Raw genomic sequence first — 16260 nt, forward strand, 5'->3', positions numbered from 1 at the left:
TTCGCGATATTTTTGCGACAGATCGCGAAGTTTAGAGACACTTTGGCGAGACTCTTGACACGCCTCACACACCTGGGACTAAAGTACTAACCGAGCCGGCGAAGTGGCCGGCGACTCACTACTAAAAGAGGTGATTTTTAATGGCGAAAATTCTGATGGTGCTGTACCCGGATCCCGTGGACGGCTTCCCGCCCAAGTACATTCGCGATTCCATTCCCACGATTGATTGCTACCCGGGCGGCTCCAGCACTCCTACGCCGTCGGGCATCGATTTCACCCCGGGCGAGATGGTGGCGTGCGTCTCCGGCGCCCTGGGCCTGAAGAAGTGGGCCGCGGATAACGGTCACGAACTCATCGTCACCTCCGATAAGGAAGGCGAGAACTCGGAATTCGAGAAGCACCTCCCCGATGCGGACGTGGTTATCTCCCAGCCGTTCTGGCCCGCCTACCTGGGCAAGGATCGCCTGGAGAAGGCCAAGAACCTCAAGCTGGCCATCACCGCCGGCGTGGGCTCCGATCACGTGGACCTCACCGAAGCAATGAAGCGCAATATCACGGTTGCTGAGGTCACCTACTCGAACTCGATTTCGGTGGCCGAACACGCGGCCATGACCATCCTCAATCTGGTGCGTAACTTCGTTCCCGCCCACCGCATCGTCACCGACGAAAAGGGCTGGAACATCGCCGATGCCGTGAAGTGGTCCTATGACCTGGAAGGCATGGACGTGGGCGTTATCGCCGCCGGCCGCATCGGCCGCGCCCTGCTCAAGCGCATGAAGCCCTTCGATGTGAACCTGCACTACTACGATCTGTACCGCCTCGATCCGAAGACGGAGAAGGAACTCGGCGCCACCTACCACGAGACCGTTGAGGACCTCATGCGTAGCGTGGACGTGGTGTCCATCCACTCCCCGCTCACCTCGGATACCTACCATATGGTGGACGAGAAGATGATCAACTCGATGCGCCGCGGTTCCTACATCGTGAACACCGCCCGCGCGGAGATCGTGGTGCGCGACGACATTGTCAAGGCCCTCGAATCCGGCCAGCTCGGCGGCTACGGCGGGGACGTGTGGTACCCGCAGCCCCCGGCCGAGGATCACCCGTGGCGCACCATGCCGCGCAACGCGATGACCCCTCACACCTCCGGTTCCTCGCTGTCCGCACAGACTCGCTACGCTGCCGGCACCCGCGAAATCCTCGAAGATTTCTTCGCTGGCCGCCAGCTGCGCGATTCCTACATTATCGTCCAGGGTGGGGCGCTCGCCGGAACCGGCGCGAAGTCCTACACCACCGACGGTAAGGCCAGCCCCGGATCCACCGGTAAGTAAAGGTAGAGCGTTCTCGCTCTATTTCTAGCTCTCGCAAGTCCTGAACTCTCCATTGGCGCCGCGTTGCGAACCGCGATTTCCCTCGGGAATCCGATTCGCTCCGCGGCGCCGGTGTCGTGTGCGGGTGTTTTCTATTCCGCCGCACGGCCGCCTTTGACGCGAGCCAGCTTCTTCCCACTATGCATCCGGCGTACGCCCAGGAACGGCCACTAACCTGCGCTCCGGGAATTATCCCTTTCACTTTCACGGTCGAAACAGAAAGAGACTCTTATGCGCACATCGGCACTCCTCATGACGGGGGCTCTGCTGGTCCCGCTCGCCGCCCAGGCCCTGCCGGCCCTCAGCCCCGCTCCCGCCGCCGCCAGCGACATCGCGCCAGGTAGTAATGCCGCAACCCGGCTCGCCGAGGCCCGCGCCCGACTCACCGCCGCGATTAAAGCCCGGGATGCCATCCTCGCGGAAATAAAAGCGAGCGGCGCAAGCCTCGCGGATATTCAGAGCGCCGCGCAGGCCTACGCGCGGGCAAACGCGCAGGTGGAGGCCGCGCAACAGGCTTATGATGCCGCGGTAGCGAAAGCTTCCGGTTTCGATTCCGCAAAGAAAGGGTACGACGACGCAGCTTCTGTCATGCCCCAACTCACCAAGAACGCTGAGTCCGCCCGGGCCCGCCGCGATGCCGCGCAAGCCGCCTACGATAAGGCAATCGCGCCCAATCCTGAAGCCGCCAAAGCCGCCCAGGAAAAAGTGGATGCCGCTCAGGCCAAGCTCGAAGAATCCAAAGCCGCAGCGAAGGCGCAGTGGGATCGGGGAGCCCTCGGGTTCTACGAAGCCCGCGGCGCCCAGAAGGCCCTCGAGGTTTTTACTACCGATAAGGACTACCGGGGTAAGCCACTGGCTTCCTATACCCACCCGGGCGCAGCCGATGATGCCACGAATCTGGACTCCATGGCAAAAACCCTGAGCCTCATCACGAAGATCAACGAGCTGCGCGCCGCGCACCAACTTGAGCCCCTCAAGGTCACGGACTACCTCATGGCGGTCGCCCAGCTCCAGGTCAATGCGCAATCCCGCACCAATAAAATGACGCATATCAATGCGTTCAACGTGGCGGAAAACCTTGCCTCCGCGAACTACCCCGGCGATGAGCTCTCCCTCAAGCTCTGGTATCACAACGAAAAAGCCCTCCACGATCAGGGCGTCACGGACTTCGCGAAAGTCGGGCATTACCTTAATATTGTCAATCCCAATTACACCGTGACGGGGATAGCTTTCGCACCTAATATCCAGGCAAATACTTTCGATCACACACCTCTGTACGGCGACCGCTCGGAAGCGCAAACGGTTGCGGACTACTCTGCCGCGCTGCAACGGTACATGAATGGTCTCAAGGATGAGATGGCCCAGGGATCCTCCGTGGCCCGCACGGCTCTGGCAGATGCCACGGCCGAACTCGAGGCGGCTACCAAGGGCGATCCCGAATCCTTGGAGGCTCAAATCGCGAAAACGCAACTAGAGACCGCTGCCCGAGAGTACGAAGAGGCTAAGGCCGCGCTCGATTCCGCGCAGGCCAAACTCACTGCCGCGACCGCAGCGTATGAGAGTGCGAAGGCCGCGAAGCAAGCCGTCCAGAAACTCGCCGAGCAGCTCACCGCCGCTCAGGGTGAGCGGGATCGCGCCGCCGCCCGCGCCGCGCAGCTCGGGGAATTCGGCGAGCGGCTCGCAGCCGCGGAAGCCGATGTGGCGCGCGCCCAGGCCGATGTAGATCGCCTCTCCCCCGCGCCGGCTCCGAAGCCCGCGCCGAATCCCACGCCGGACCAGCCCAAACCCGCGCCAAATCCCAACAACCCCGCCACCGGCAACGTCTTCTACGTCTCCAATGATTGGACCTCACGTGAGGCCGCCAGCGTATTTTCTTACGGGCGGGCCGGCGATGAGGTGCTCGTCGGCGATTGGGACGGCGATGGTAAGGATACGTTCGCGGTGCGCCGCGGCAATAAGATTTACGTCAAGAACAGCGTGGATGGCGGGGCCGCCGATGTGGAATTCGCCTACGGCCGCGCCGGCGATGAAATCCTCGTGGGCGATTTCGATGGTGACGGTAAGGATACCTTCGCGGTCCGGCGAGGCAATGCCTTCTACGTCCTCAATTCCTTGCACGGCGGGGAGGCCGACCGGGTGGTCCACTACGGGCGCGCGGACGATACCGTCCTCACCGGTGATTTCGACGGGGACGGTAAGGATACCTTCGCGGTGCGCCGCGGCAACCTGTACTACGTCAAGAACGCCATCGCGGGCGGCGCGGCGGATACCGTTTTTTCTTACGGCCGTGCCGGTGACGCCACAATTTTGGGCGATTTTAACGGCGACGGCGTAGATACGCTGGCGGTGCGCCGGGGCAATACCGTTTATGTGAAGAATTCGCTGGCCGCTGGTGAAGCAGACCAGGTTCTCACCTACGGGCGCACCTCCGACCAGCTCTTCGTGGGCGACTGGGACGGCAACGGCACCGACACCCCCGCCGTCCGCCGCTAAGGCGCCGACCCAGGAAATAGCACCATCCTGTAGCACCATCCTCGCGTATGTGCAGCTCTGCACTCACCTACCGCACCGAGGTGAGTGCAGAGCTTGTTTTCGCTGCACCTAAATGCGTATAGAAAGAACTCCTTACCAACTCTGGTAACCGCTACGCGCCATGTAGACCCCGTGACCCGTTTCCGCATTCCAACAGGTCATGGCGTAATTATGTGCCGCGCAGACATACGAGTCGGAATAAACAACCTCTCTCGGTTTCACAACCATGTGACCAAAGTTTTTGACCATATACGGTTGAATATCCTGAGTTTCGTGCGCTTCCGGAATTTCATCTCGCCACAGCGAGAAGGACCAACGGGGCAAACTACCACTGTTACCCGGGTGTGATGGATAGAGGTTATGCTCCTTATATGACTTCACCCCGCAGGTAGCACTGCCATTTGGCGGGTCATAAAACTGACATGTCACATTAGCGTCTTTATCAGTGATGGTTCGAACGTCCCGCTGGCTTTGTGGATCATAACCGCTGATCGGGATCTCAATCGCACCTTCAGGTACCGGACCGCCGGCCCCAATGTATGCGCCAGCAGGAACGCCCGGCCGATGGCCTTTGTCGACATACCGTGGTTTATCAAAGTGGTCCGAATTGGATGTTGTGAGCTGTTCTGCCCTCCGCGGGAGTTGACCCACGCGGACAATCTCCGTTTCAGCTTCGTTCATGGTAAAAATCGACGACGCTATACCACTTGCCGACGCCGAATCTTCATCAGCTTTAGCATAAAGATAGTTGATCTGAATTTCGTTTGGCGATATTCGTACGACGCTAGCCGGCATACCGAAAACGTCACTGCCTGTGGCTGGATACAGGTACTCACCGTGGCTATAAAGGATCTGGACACTCATGGGTATCCCCGAGGATTGGCTTGCCGCAACAGAAATGACAGAAAGGGGGGCACACGGATCGTAGCCATCGAGATCGGCATACTGAATGTCTTGTATCCAAGGAAGATCTGGCAAATGCGGCGCTCGCGCAATACCATCGGCAAAAGCCTCTTCCGCACCCATGCCGCATGTGGTAGCAGACCGAGAAGATCGTTCCGGAGAGGAGGTCACAGTGTCGAGAACTGTGCCGGAAACCCCTGACGGATCCACGGCGGAGGAGTCTGGTTGTTTTTGCGAACAACCGCCTAGTAGTAACACGACCAGTCCAGTTAAAACACCAACGCTCTTCTTCATAATGGCCCCTTTTTAGTCATTCGGAAAGCTTCAGGTTGATAATGCCGCCGCGCTAGCGCGCCACTTCGCCGCCGGAGATCTCCGCGATGGTGAGTTCTTCGCGGGTGGGCCCGCCTTCCCAATCGCCGATGGTGCCCACCGCGAAGGCCCCCAGGAGGTGCCCGCGATCCAGGCGCTCCGCGAAGGACAGCTCCTCGAGCCACCCGGAAAGATAACCGGCCACGAAGGCATCACCAGCCCCGATGGTATCCACAACGGTCACCCGCCGCCCGGGTCGTTCTACCGACTCGGTGGGGGTGGTCACGCGCGCCGTCGTCGAATCTTTCCACACCACTTCCGAAACGCCCCAGTCCAGCAGGCGCTGAGTCGCCGCGGCCACCTCGGATTCGCCGGTGAGCAGCTCCAGTTCCTCCGTGCCGCCGAAAACCACGTGTGCCCCGCGCGCGATTTGCGCGAGCACCGGCGCTGCATCCTGAGCATCCCACAGGCGCGAGCGGAAATTGACGTCGAACGACACCGGCACCCCGCGCTCCCCGGCCAGCTCCACGGCGAGCATCGTGGCGGCCCGCGCTTCCTCCCCGAGCGCCGGAGTGATGCCCGTCAGATGCACGATTTTTGGCTCCAGCTCAAACATGGCGCGGATCTGATCAGGGGTAATGAGGCGCCCCGCGGAAAACTTACGATGGTAATCCACCGCGAACGTCCCCAGCCCGGCGTGGCGCGAGACCAGCACCCCGGTGGGGGCGGTGGTGATCTGGCGGGCGTGATCCCAACGCACGCCCTCGCCGCGCAGGGTCCGCATAATCATGTAACCAAATAGGTCCTTGCCGACGCTCCCGACCCACGCGGTGGAATGCCCCAGTCGCGCCATCCCGATAGCCACATTCGTTTCCGCGCCGCCGAAGGACGCGCGCGGCCGCGCCCCGATCTGCGGGGATTCCGTAAAGGTCAGAGCCCCCATCGATTCGCCGAAAGTCACCAGATCCGTCATATTTTTCCTCCTTGATGACGACGCCGCCCGCGCCCCGCCGCCCCGGCCTCGAGTGCCGGGGTCGCGCGCGTGGCGGTCACCATAGCCATCATATCGAGGGGGAGTCCGCGCGTGAATCTCGGCACATCACGGCCCTCAGCACCGTACCTAACTAAAACATCGCCATAGTTTTACTGTACCTTTACTAATGGGAGTGGGTTCCACGCATCCCTCCCGCAAGCTTCGCGTGAATCGCGCGGGCCCGGGCAGATCGTAGACCGCGAGCGCCCGCGCCTCGCGCCAAGCGCAACTATCGCAACCGTAGGAGGGACGATGAACGCATATACGCCGTGGACCATGCTGGTTGACGCCGGAATGATTGGCCTGCTGCTCGCCATTGGGGTGTTTCTGCGCGCCCGGGTGAAGTGGCTGCAGAATATGCTGGTTCCCGCCTCGGTGATTGCCGGTGCGCTGGGGCTGGTGCTCGGTCCGAATGTGCTGGGGGCGGTGGCGGAAAGCCGCGGCTGGCATATCGGGTCGTGGCAGGTGACCGGGATTCCGTTCTCCGAGCATATGGGCACGTATGCCTCGATTCTTATTGTTATTGTGTTTGCCTGCATGGCCCTCACCGATGATTTCGATATTCGCAAAGTCAATAAAGCGGTGGGCGGTTTTGCTTCCTACGGGGTGCTTATGTACGGGGCGCAGGTGGCGCTCGGTATGGCTTTCGCGCTGCTGTTCCTCACCCCGGTGCTCGGTTCGCCGGACGTGCTGGGCATTATGCTGTTCACCGGCTGGGCGGGCGGTTTTGGTACCGCGGCGGCTGTGGGCAATATTTACGCTGAAAATGGGCAGCCGGAAGTGGCCTCGCTGGCTTTCACCTCGGCCACGGTGGGGCTGCTGGTCGGGGTGGTCGGCGGGATTATCCTCGCGAAATTCGGGGCGCGGCGCGGGCAGGCCAAGGCTTTCCGCGGCATGGATTCCCTGCCCGATGAACTCCTCACCGGGGTGCTTGACGCCAATAAGCGCCGCCCGGCCCTGGGGTACCACACCTTCTCCGGCGGCTCGATTGAGACGCTCTCCTTCGAGGTCGGGATTGTGAGCCTGGTGGCGGTGGCCGGCTACGGCATTGGCCAGCTCCTCAAGCACCTCTTCCCCGGTATTTCCTTCCCGCTTTTCGCCATCGCGTTCCTGGTGGGGATCGTGGTGCGGATTGTTATGAACGGGGTGGGGGCATCCCACCTGCTCGACGCGGGCACGCTGCGCTCGGTTTCCGGGCTGTGCACGGACATTCTGATTGTGTGCGGTATTGCTTCGATTCAGCCGGAATTTGTTTCCGACCACCTGCTGGCCCTCGGCTTGCTGTTCCTCTTCGGTCTTATTTTGTGCACGTTTTTGGGCCTGGTGGTGGCTCCGCGGCTTATGGGCGAGGGCTGGTTCGAACGTCAGCTCTTCACCTGGGGGTGGGCGACCGGCTCGGTTTCCACCGGCCTGGCGCTGCTGCGCATCGTGGATCCCAAACTCGAATCAGGCACCATTGAGCAATTCGGTTACGCCTACCTGCCGGTGGTTCCAGTGGAGATTTCCGCGGTGTCCTTCGTGCCGGTTATGGCGCTGGCTGGGATGGGCTGGGCCGTGGTGGGCGTCTGGGGCGCCATAGCGGTGCTCGGGTTGCTCGGCGGCTGGTGGGTGGTGCGCTCCGGGCACGCGAATACCCACGGCGAGCCCGGCCCGGTGGGCACCCTGGGAACCGGGTTTACGGGGTAGCGCGTTTCGGCTCGCGTGCGGTTCGCGTGCGGTTCGCCTGGGGTTCGCGTGCGGTTGCACGCGGTTGCACGGTTGCACGGTTCGCCCACCCACTCCAGTCCGTGCAACGCGGCCCGCTTCGCTACCATGGTGGCATGAACGACGACGCTGCCACCTCCCCGACCGCGAACTCTCTCACCCAGCGTTTCCTCTCCGCGGTGGAAGACCTCCGGGCTGAGCTCGATCATGCCACCGGCCTGGATTCGCGTGGTTTCGGGGATGCCTGGGCGAAGGCGTACGAAAAGCGGGTTCCCGCCGTCGTTCGCAATAACAACCTGGGCGAGGTACTGCGCAATCTGCGCAATACCATCGCGCATAACAACTACAAGAACGGCCAACCCATTGCCACCCCGCGCGCGGACCTGGTCGAAGCCGCCGAGCGGCTACTTTTCCAGGTGCGCAACGAACCGCAGATCCAAAACTTCATGATTCACGACGTCGCGACCGTCTCTCCCGTGGATACTTTCGCTACCGTCGCCGCTATTCTCGACGCGCACGGCTACGCCCAGCTTCCGGTGGTGGATGGCTCCACGATTATCGGGCTGCTCACCACCAATATGGTGGCCCGCTGGGTGTCCGGAATGGTGACTGCCGGGAAAGAATCCCAGCTGGCCAACGTGCCGGCCGGGGATATCCTCGCCCACAGCGGCACGCACGACGCTCCCCTCTACGCCAAACCTTCCGATAGGGCCATGGCAGTATGCACAGCCCTGACCGACCGCGGCCATCCCGCAGTGCTCATCACTCGCACCGGGGATGCCACCGGGGTGCTTATCGGGCTGGTGGCCCGCGCGGATGTGGGGCGGATTTTCAGGGACATCGCCATCGCAAGGTAAGCGGGCGGGGTGAAAGGCTGCGGCGTCGTCGTACTATTCCGTGGTGCGGCGGCGCGCACGCATCAGCACTGCTACATGCACGCATAAGCGCTGCGCCCTCGCTCAGGAAGAAATTTCGGCTTTCCCGTTTCTATTTAAAGCTTTCTGCGGCACACTAGAATGTATCTATCGCCACGTTATTGGCTGACGCAAAGGGGATGTGATGGCGCAAAAAGATGTTGAGAACGCACGGGCAAGCACCACCGGGCCGCTTCCGGGCTCCGGCTACGTGGCGTCCTCCTCCGAAGAAGCGCGGGCAGCCGCGGCGCGCGAACCGAACCGCCGGACCGTGGGCGAATTGTTTTCCTCCGCCACGGCGCAATTCTCCACCCTGGTCCGCGACGAAATTCAGTACACCCAGGCCAGTCTCAAGCATAAGGTCCTCAACCTCGGGATGGGCGGGGTGCTCCTCGCGGTGGCCGGGGTGCTGGCCCTGTTCATGCTCGGGTTCCTGCTGCACGCGGCGGCGGCCTTCTTCACGGTCGTCTTCGGCGGGCGCTGGTGGGCCGGCTACCTGACGGTTGCCGGAATTCTGCTCCTTATTATTGCGGTGCTCGCGCTGCTGGGGCTGCGCAAACTCAAGAAATCCGGAAAGTATCCAACTAATCTTGTTGGCGGCCTGAGCAAGGACGTCGACGCCGTGAAGAAAGGCCTGTCGAAGTGAGCGCTTCCGATAACCGTAAACCTGAGGACATTCAGCGCGATATCGAGCGCACCCGCGCGGAACTGACCGCCACCGTCAATGAGCTGGTGGATCGCCTGGATCCGCGCACGAATATCAAGAACGCGACCGACGCCGCGAAGGACAAGGTGGCCACCACCACGGCCACGCTCAAGGACAAGGCCTCCGCTTTTGCCGAGGCGGCGAAGGATAAGGCTGCGGCTTTCGCGGATAATGCGAAGAGCACCGCGGCGGACGCCTCCGCCAAAGCCTCTGCGAAAGCCTCGGATTTCGCGCAGACCGCGAAGGCGAAGGTGAACGACCTGGCCGATTCCGCGAAGGAACACCTCGCGAGCGCGGGCTTGGGCGGCGGCACTGATGGGGCTGGTGCTTACGGCGCTGACGGTGCCGATTTCGGCGGCCCGTGTGGCTGCGGTTGCGCGGATGCTGATGTTGAAGCGGTTGTTGAAGACGCAGCGTGCGGTGGCGGTGGCGGTTGCGGCGGGGCTTGCGGTGGCGCGCATCATTACGACGACGCCGCCACCGGCCACGGGTGCTCGGGCCATTGTTCCGCTGGCCATTCCTTTGCCGGAATTCCCTCGGCCTCGCAGGTAGCCCAGGATGTTATTGACGATGCTCGACGCGGGGAACAAACCGGGCTCGCCGTGGTGGCTGGCCTCGGGATCGCCGCTCTGGGTGCGGTCACACTGCTGGGCAGCGCCCTCTTCGGGCGCGGGCGCCGGCGCAAGTAACCGCGTGGCGGGCTGGTCAGCGATTAGCCGACTGCCTCGCAGGGATGGTTCACCGGCGGCGCATTGCGTCGTCGCGTGATGCGAAGATTTCTGCGGGCTGGCCTGTGCGGGGAGTCGAGCGTGGCGCGCGACACCTGTCGCACGACTTATGGCCCGCAACGGGCCATCTACCTGGGAAAGGTGAGGAGCGCCGTACTCTTTCCGCGTATGTCACATAGCCATATATAGGCCATAGCGGCTAATATAGGTCACGAAATAGTAAACCGGGCCAGATGAGCCCAGATGAGATGAAGGGGGTCGAGCTCATGGGGCGCGGCCGTCAGAAGGCTAAGCAGCGTAAGGTAGCCCGGAATCTCAAGTACTTTACACCGGATACTGATTACGCCGCTCTCGAGCGTGAGCTGGGTATTAATCGTGATGAGCGCCAGGAATCCCACTACGATTCCTCGGATGATCCGTATGCTCGTTACGCCGACTACGCAGATTACGACGAGTCAGATGACAATGACGATGACTGGGCGGATGATTACGATCCGAACAATATTCCACCAGCCACCAAATAGGTACTCATTCCTGTAACGAACGTGCCGGCGGCCCCAGGGCTGCCGGCACAATTGTTTCCAAAGAACTGGGCAAGCGTATGGACATCGGCCGAAGCAACAAAAAGCAACGGCAACTACATTAACTTTCCCAAATCGTGCGCTGGTGTTGCTTTCTGTAAGCTCACGTCTCGAGGCGTTGCATTCTGAAGAGAGCCCTCGCCGGAAGGTTGCTTTTTGCGAGAGTGCGTGTCGAGGCGTTGCTTTTTACACCCATTCGGGTTGGGATGCTGCTTTCTGTTTGCCACCGCGGCAGGGCGTTGCTTTTTGCGACGCCAGCGGCGACACTGACCGCTCTCAATCACGCCGGATCACAAAGTGGTACTGGAGCTACAGCCAAGACCCGATTTTCTGTCGTGCAGTACCACTCTGTCAGGCCCGCTGTTCTCCAGTACCACTTTGTCTCTGCATCGCGGACCTGGTGGCTAGTCACCACCCGGAGCTGATCTGACATCTGGCGGCCCGGGCCCGTCCAGCCCGGGCGAGTCCAGCCCAACCCCGAAAACATAGTGCGCGTAAGAGCACCGTTTTGGAGTGATGTCGTGTCTCTTACGCGCACTTGACGAGGATGATGGTCCGAAATGCACGTTTTGCGGCCTTGAAGCTTGAATCTGACCCATTCCACCTGCCCCGCGCCGGCGGGAGTCGGGTGTGTTTTTCCGAGATGTACTTCGCATGTACGACATATGCACTACAGCTCGGACAACACATGCCACCCCCGCGGGGACGCGTGTGACTATTGAGACTCTAGAGGCTTGTGTGACTGATGGGATTCCCGCCGTCAGCCCCCACGCACCCTCGGCTCAGTGATCCGCACCGGCCACATGCACCAGGGGGAGAAACTCGGAGAGGTTCGCGCGGGTTCCGGAGGCGTCCACCCGCCCGGAAGCCACGGCATCATCCCAGTTCAGAGTACCCACGCACAATCCCAAGAACGTGCCCGCATCGCATTCGACCACATTCGGCGGGGTACCGCGCCGGTGGCGCACCCCGGCAACCGCCTGCACCGCGCCAACATATGGAACCCGGATTTCCACCGCGTGCCCGGGATGCCGAGCAGCCAATTCCTCGAGCAAAAACCGCACAGCCGTGCGCGACTCACTCGCGCCGAGCTCCTCACCTGCGCGAAAGCGGGCGAGGAGGGGCAGCGCGTCCGTGCTATCGATTTTTCGTGTCACAGATCCACTCTACGACGCCTTGGATGACAACGGCACCTAAGGTACGACGGCGCCACCGCGAGCGCGCCCGCCCGGCGAAGTAGGCAATCCGCCCGGCGCACGCCGCCCCTAGATCACCCCCTGGGCGATCATCGCCTCGGCGACCATCTCGAAGCCCGCGGCATTGGCGCCGACCACGTAGTTGCCTTCGTGGCCGTAGCGGGCGGCGGCATCCAGGGAGGTGTCGTGGATATCGCGCATGATGTCGTGCAGTTTGGCATCTACCTTCTCGAAGCTCCAGCTTTGCCGCGCGGAATTCTGCTGCATTTCCAGCGCGGAGGTGGCCACCCCGCCGGCGTTCGCGGCCTTGCCGGGGGCGAAAAGTACCCCGTTTTCCTGGAGCAGGTGGGTGGCTTCCAAAGTGGTGGGCATATTCGCGCCTTCCACCACCGCGCACACTCCCCCGTTGAGAAGCTGGCGCGCATCGGCCTCGTTGAGCTCGTTCTGGGTGGCGCACGGGAAAGCGATATCCGCGCGAATCCCCAGCTCAGCCAGGTCCCACACCTTCGCACCGGCCTGGTAACACGCGCCGGGGCGCTGCGCCGCGTAATCAGAGACCCGCCCGCGCAGATCTTCCTTAATATGGCGAAGCAGCTCGACGTCGATGCCGGCGTCGTCGTACACCATCCCGGAAGAATCCGAGGCCGTGACCACGCGCGCGCCCATCTGCTGCGCCTTCGCGATCGCGTACAGGGCGACGTTCCCGGAACCGGAGACGATCACGGTGCGCCCGTCCAAGCTCTCCCCGCGCGCGGCGAGCATAGCGTCCGCGAAATAGACCGCGCCGTAGCCGGTGGCTTCGGTGCGGGCGAGCGAGCCGCCGAAGCCGAGGCCCTTGCCGGTGAGCACGCCGGCATCGAAGGTATCGCGGATGCGGCGGTACTGGCCGAACAGGTAGCCGATTTCGCGCCCGCCCACGCCGATGTCGCCGGCGGGCACGTCGATATCGGGGCCGATGTGGCGTTGCAGTTCGGTCATGAAGGACTGGCAGAAGCGCATCACTTCGTTATCGCTTTTGCCTTTGGGGTCGAAATTCGCGCCGCCTTTGGCGCCGCCGATGTGTTGGCGGGTCAGCGCGTTTTTGAAGATTTGCTCGAAGCCGAGGAATTTGAGCATGCCCAGGTAGACGGTGGGGTGGAAACGCAAGCCGCCTTTGTACGGGCCGAGCGCGGAGTTGAATTGCACCCGGTAGCCTTTATTGACGCGAATTTTGCCGGCGTCATCGACCCACGGCACGCGGAAGGCGATGATACGTTCGGGTTCGACCAGCCGCTCCAGGATGGCTTGGTCGGCGTACTCGGGGTGAGCCGCGAGGACCGGGGCGATGGAATCGAAAACTTCGCGCACGGCCTGATGGAATTCGGGTTCGCCCGGATTGGCGGCGACGACCTGATCGTAAACTTTATTCGCGTAATGCATATCAAAATGGTAAAACGTCCGGGTGCTTTCGCGGTATGATTTCGAAGCTCGAACACCACTCCGCGGTGCACGTCACATTGAGGTGCGGTACGTGCGGGGTTCGTGCAGAACGACGACGGCGCCACCGGGCAGCCGCCACCCCGCCACACTTAGTGCCCGGGCCAGCGCTCCCCGGTGAGCATTTCGCATACCCGCAGGTAGCGCTCGCGAATATCGGCCACCACAGCGGCGGGGAGGGCCGGCGGCTGGGTGCCTTGCTCCGCCATTCCACCCGGATTGCGCGGACATGAGCCAGACCTGGGCGGCGTCTTTATCGAAGGGGCGCAGCGCTTCCGGGGTGGGCGGCACCTCCCCCGCTTTCACCGCGCGGTAGTCGGTGGAGAGCCAGTAGTGGGCGGTATCCGGGGTGAAGGCTTCGTCGGCCAGGATGAGGCGGCTGGAGCCGGCATCCATATCCGTGCCGAATTCCAGTTTGGCGTCCGCGAGCACCAGCCCGCGGGCCAGCGCGATGGCGTGGGCGTGCCGGTAGAGGTTGAGGGCCAGCACGCGCACCCGTTCCGCGGTGCTCTCCCCCACTCGCCGCATGAATTCATCCCATGGAATGGGGATATCCGGGCAGCCGGGCCGGCGCTTTTCCGCGATTCCGACCCACGGTAGTTCCAGCTTGGCGCCGAGCTCAATGGCGCCGTCGTACCGCATAGCATCGAGGGTGCCGAGGCTTTCGAGTGAGCGCACCGCGCCGGCGGTCAGATAACCGCGCACCAGCACTTCGTACGGGAGCATGCGCAGGGCTCGCACTAGGATGCCGCGCGCGGCGATATCCCGCGGGACGCCGCCGGGTAGGTAGTGGCTTTCCGCGATGTCCCCGGTGCGGTCGAACCACCAGCGGGCGATCCGGGTGAGGATTTCGCCTTTGTCCGGAATGAATGTGGGAACAACGTGGTCGAATGCCGCGATGCGATCCGAGGCCACAATGAGATAGGTATCCATCCCGGCCATCGCGCCCCCGGGCACGGGCCGGTACAAATCGTGCACCTTCCCGGAATAGGTGCGTTGCCATCCCCGAATGGGGACAAGGCTACCTGTGGTGTATGTAGACATTCCCGCCCCTCAATCTCTTCACGCGGGAGGCTCCTTCGCGTTCCCGCTCCGGTGCTGCGCGAGGGGCCACCGCCGGTTCCGTACCGCGCATCGCGGCACTATTCGCAACCGCGGCCCGCGGCTCATAACGAACTCACGGCCCGAGGTGACCCTCCCCACACAACCTTCTTTTCCTTATAGTAAAGGAATTCTTACCACCTGTCCTGGGAGCTAAGTCACGCACGGCGCATTAGCGCAGGTCAAACGGGGTAAAGTACGACGGCGCAGTTGCCCGCCGGGCAGCTGGCGGCGCGGCCGCGCGGGCGCTTTCACTAGCACGGAGCTGCCGCGAGCCGCCACGCCGGGGCCTGCGCCACGTCACGCCGCACGCACAGGCGCGCCCGCGCCCGGCCGCCCGCGCCGCTCAACTTAGCCAAGCAGATCGTGGAGCACGATGGTTTGCTCGCGATCCGGACCCACCCCGATCAGCGAGAAGCGGCAGCCGGCCATCTCCTCCAGCCAGCGCACGTAGCTTTGGGCGTTGGCGGGCAGGTCCGCGAAGTCGCGCACCGTGGAGATGTCCTCCGTCCAGCCCGGGTGGTATTCGTAAATAGGCTTGGCATTGGCGAAATCCCAGGTGTCGATGGGGAATTCGTGCACCCGCTGACCGTCGATCTCATAGCCCACGCACACCGGGATCTGCTCCACGCCGGTAAGCACATCCAGCTTCGTGAGGACCAGGTCGGTCAGGCCATTGACCCGCACCGCGTAACGGGTGACCGGGGCGTCATACCAGCCGCAGCGGCGCGGGCGCCCGGTGGTGACCCCATATTCGCCGCCCGCTTCGCGCAGCCAATCACCCTTGTCCCCGTGCAATTCGGTGGGGAATGGCCCTTCGCCCACGCGGGTGGCATAGGCCTTGACGATGCCCACCACCCGGTCGATGCGGGTGGGACCCACCCCGCTACCGGTGACCGCCCCGCCGGCCGTGGCATTCGAGGAGGTCACATAGGGGTAGTTGCCGTGGTCGATATCCAGGAGGGTGGATTGCCCGCCTTCGAAAACAACCGTCTTGCCTTCATCGAGGGCCTGATTGAGTTCGCGGGAGGCGCTAATCATCATGGGCGCGAGACGTTCCCCATAGGCGAGCAGCTCGGTGAGCACGTCGTCGACATTAATCTCCTCACGCCCCAGGGCCCGCAACACCAAGTTTTTCTGCGCCACCGCGGTCTCGACCTGCCCGCGCAGGCGCCGCGGGTGCACGAGGTCGACGATGCGAATCCCCACGCGATTGGCTTTATCCGCGTACGTGGGGCCGATGCCGCGGCCGGTGGTGCCGATTTTGCCGTCGCCGAGGACTTCTTCGTTGAGGCGGTCGAACATTTTTGTGTACGAGGTGATGACGTGCGCGTTTCCGGCGATGCGGAGGTTATTCGTGGAGACGCCGCGCGATTCCAGCTCCGCCATTTCCGCGAAAAGCGCTTCGGGATCAACGACGACGCCGTTGCCAATCACCGAGATGCAATCTGAATTGAGAATTCCGGACGGGAGGAGGTGGAGAGCGAATTTTTGGCCATCCACGCTGACCGTGTGGCCGGCATTATTACCCCCGTTAAATTTCACAACATAGTCGGCATGCTGGCCGAGCTGGTCAGTTGCCTTGCCTTTTCCTTCGTCGCCCCACTGGACGCCGAGAATAATGACCGCGGGCATAGTATCTAATCTCCTCGTTATATCAAACAGGTGTAAAGAGCTCCGCCGCCCGTGCCGCTGTGCGGCTAC

General features: G+C 62.5%; 13 protein-coding genes. 7 read left to right on the forward strand and 6 right to left on the reverse strand.

What is annotated here, in order from left to right:
- The first annotated feature begins 140 nt into the window (after positions 1 to 140).
- On the forward strand, positions 141 to 1331 hold the full coding sequence (locus ACRQHG_RS03255; RefSeq protein WP_026428718.1) for an NAD-dependent formate dehydrogenase: 1191 nt from the start codon (positions 141 to 143) through the stop codon (positions 1329 to 1331).
- Between the two features lie 270 nt (positions 1332 to 1601).
- The gene (locus ACRQHG_RS03260) at positions 1602 to 3863 is read left to right on the forward strand and encodes a CAP domain-containing protein (protein WP_435713389.1); all 2262 of its coding nucleotides are present in this window, start codon (positions 1602 to 1604) and stop codon (positions 3861 to 3863) included.
- A gap of 132 nt (positions 3864 to 3995) precedes the next feature.
- Here the strand turns inward: ACRQHG_RS03260 and ACRQHG_RS03265 are convergent, their stop codons facing one another.
- A complete protein-coding gene (locus ACRQHG_RS03265; protein WP_435713388.1) occupies positions 3996 to 5099 on the reverse strand; it encodes an LppP/LprE family lipoprotein in 1104 nt (367 codons plus the stop codon).
- 52 nt (positions 5100 to 5151) lie between these two features.
- Positions 5152 to 6090, reverse strand: a complete 939-nt coding sequence (locus tag ACRQHG_RS03270) for a sugar kinase (protein ID WP_435713387.1) — start codon at positions 6088 to 6090, stop codon at positions 5152 to 5154.
- A 312-nt stretch (positions 6091 to 6402) separates the two neighbouring features.
- On the opposite strand from ACRQHG_RS03270, the gene ACRQHG_RS03275 reads away from it, so the two are divergent.
- The 5 genes from ACRQHG_RS03275 to ACRQHG_RS03295 all read left to right on the forward strand — a co-directional run bounded on the left by ACRQHG_RS03275 (position 6403) and on the right by ACRQHG_RS03295 (position 10726).
- Positions 6403 to 7836 carry a sodium/glutamate symporter gene (locus tag ACRQHG_RS03275; protein WP_284890401.1) on the forward strand — a complete coding sequence of 478 codons (1434 nt, stop codon included), beginning with the start codon at positions 6403 to 6405 and terminating at the stop codon, positions 7834 to 7836.
- Between the two features lie 134 nt (positions 7837 to 7970).
- The gene (locus ACRQHG_RS03280) at positions 7971 to 8711 is read left to right on the forward strand and encodes a CBS domain-containing protein (protein ID WP_435713386.1); all 741 of its coding nucleotides are present in this window, start codon (positions 7971 to 7973) and stop codon (positions 8709 to 8711) included.
- 202 nt (positions 8712 to 8913) lie between these two features.
- A complete protein-coding gene (locus ACRQHG_RS03285) occupies positions 8914 to 9414 on the forward strand; it encodes a phage holin family protein (RefSeq protein WP_284890402.1) in 501 nt (166 codons plus the stop codon).
- Positions 9411 to 10163, forward strand: coding sequence for a DUF3618 domain-containing protein (locus tag ACRQHG_RS03290; RefSeq protein WP_435713385.1), 753 nt, complete (start codon positions 9411 to 9413; stop codon positions 10161 to 10163). The genes ACRQHG_RS03285 and ACRQHG_RS03290 overlap by 4 nt, the downstream gene beginning before the upstream one ends.
- 287 nt (positions 10164 to 10450) lie before the next feature.
- Complete coding sequence (locus ACRQHG_RS03295) at positions 10451 to 10726, forward strand: DUF3073 domain-containing protein (RefSeq protein WP_236624486.1); 276 nt, start codon at positions 10451 to 10453, stop codon at positions 10724 to 10726.
- 839 nt (positions 10727 to 11565) lie between these two features.
- On the opposite strand, the gene ACRQHG_RS03300 is transcribed toward ACRQHG_RS03295, so the two are convergent.
- The 4 genes from ACRQHG_RS03300 to ACRQHG_RS03315 all read right to left on the reverse strand — a co-directional run bounded on the left by ACRQHG_RS03300 (position 11566) and on the right by ACRQHG_RS03315 (position 16191).
- Positions 11566 to 11940 carry a sterol carrier family protein gene (locus ACRQHG_RS03300; RefSeq protein WP_435713384.1) on the reverse strand — a complete coding sequence of 125 codons (375 nt, stop codon included), beginning with the start codon at positions 11938 to 11940 and terminating at the stop codon, positions 11566 to 11568.
- Between the two features lie 108 nt (positions 11941 to 12048).
- Positions 12049 to 13398 carry an NADP-specific glutamate dehydrogenase gene (gdhA, locus tag ACRQHG_RS03305; protein ID WP_435713383.1) on the reverse strand — a complete coding sequence of 450 codons (1350 nt, stop codon included), beginning with the start codon at positions 13396 to 13398 and terminating at the stop codon, positions 12049 to 12051.
- A 72-nt stretch (positions 13399 to 13470) separates the two neighbouring features.
- The gene (locus ACRQHG_RS03310) at positions 13471 to 14499 is read right to left on the reverse strand and encodes a phosphoribosylaminoimidazolesuccinocarboxamide synthase (RefSeq protein ID WP_435719485.1); all 1029 of its coding nucleotides are present in this window, start codon (positions 14497 to 14499) and stop codon (positions 13471 to 13473) included.
- A gap of 408 nt (positions 14500 to 14907) precedes the next feature.
- The gene (locus ACRQHG_RS03315; protein ID WP_435719486.1) at positions 14908 to 16191 is read right to left on the reverse strand and encodes an adenylosuccinate synthase; all 1284 of its coding nucleotides are present in this window, start codon (positions 16189 to 16191) and stop codon (positions 14908 to 14910) included.
- Positions 16192 to 16260: the final 69 nt, after the last annotated feature.

This window comes from Actinotignum vesiculae, assembly GCF_051267215.1.
In the GTDB taxonomy this organism is placed as follows: Bacteria; Actinomycetota; Actinomycetes; order Actinomycetales; family Actinomycetaceae; genus Actinotignum; species Actinotignum schaalii.

Bases quoted from the DNA above. Each gene is read 5' to 3' on its own strand.
- ACRQHG_RS03255 (WP_026428718.1), top strand. From the start codon at position 141: ATGGCGAAAATTCTGATGGTGCTGTACCCGGATCCCGTGGACGGCTTC.
- ACRQHG_RS03260 (WP_435713389.1), top strand. From the start codon at position 1,602: ATGCGCACATCGGCACTCCTCATGACGGGGGCTCTGCTGGTCCCGCTC.
- ACRQHG_RS03265 (WP_435713388.1), bottom strand. From the start codon at position 5,099: ATGAAGAAGAGCGTTGGTGTTTTAACTGGACTGGTCGTGTTACTACTA.
- ACRQHG_RS03270 (WP_435713387.1), bottom strand. From the start codon at position 6,090: ATGACGGATCTGGTGACTTTCGGCGAATCGATGGGGGCTCTGACCTTT.
- ACRQHG_RS03275 (WP_284890401.1), top strand. From the start codon at position 6,403: ATGAACGCATATACGCCGTGGACCATGCTGGTTGACGCCGGAATGATT.
- ACRQHG_RS03280 (WP_435713386.1), top strand. From the start codon at position 7,971: ATGAACGACGACGCTGCCACCTCCCCGACCGCGAACTCTCTCACCCAG.
- ACRQHG_RS03285 (WP_284890402.1), top strand. From the start codon at position 8,914: ATGGCGCAAAAAGATGTTGAGAACGCACGGGCAAGCACCACCGGGCCG.
- ACRQHG_RS03295 (WP_236624486.1), top strand. From the start codon at position 10,451: ATGAAGGGGGTCGAGCTCATGGGGCGCGGCCGTCAGAAGGCTAAGCAG.
- gdhA (WP_435713383.1), bottom strand. From the start codon at position 13,398: ATGCATTACGCGAATAAAGTTTACGATCAGGTCGTCGCCGCCAATCCG.
- ACRQHG_RS03310 (WP_435719485.1), bottom strand. From the start codon at position 14,499: ATGTCTACATACACCACAGGTAGCCTTGTCCCCATTCGGGGATGGCAA.
- ACRQHG_RS03315 (WP_435719486.1), bottom strand. From the start codon at position 16,191: ATGCCCGCGGTCATTATTCTCGGCGTCCAGTGGGGCGACGAAGGAAAA.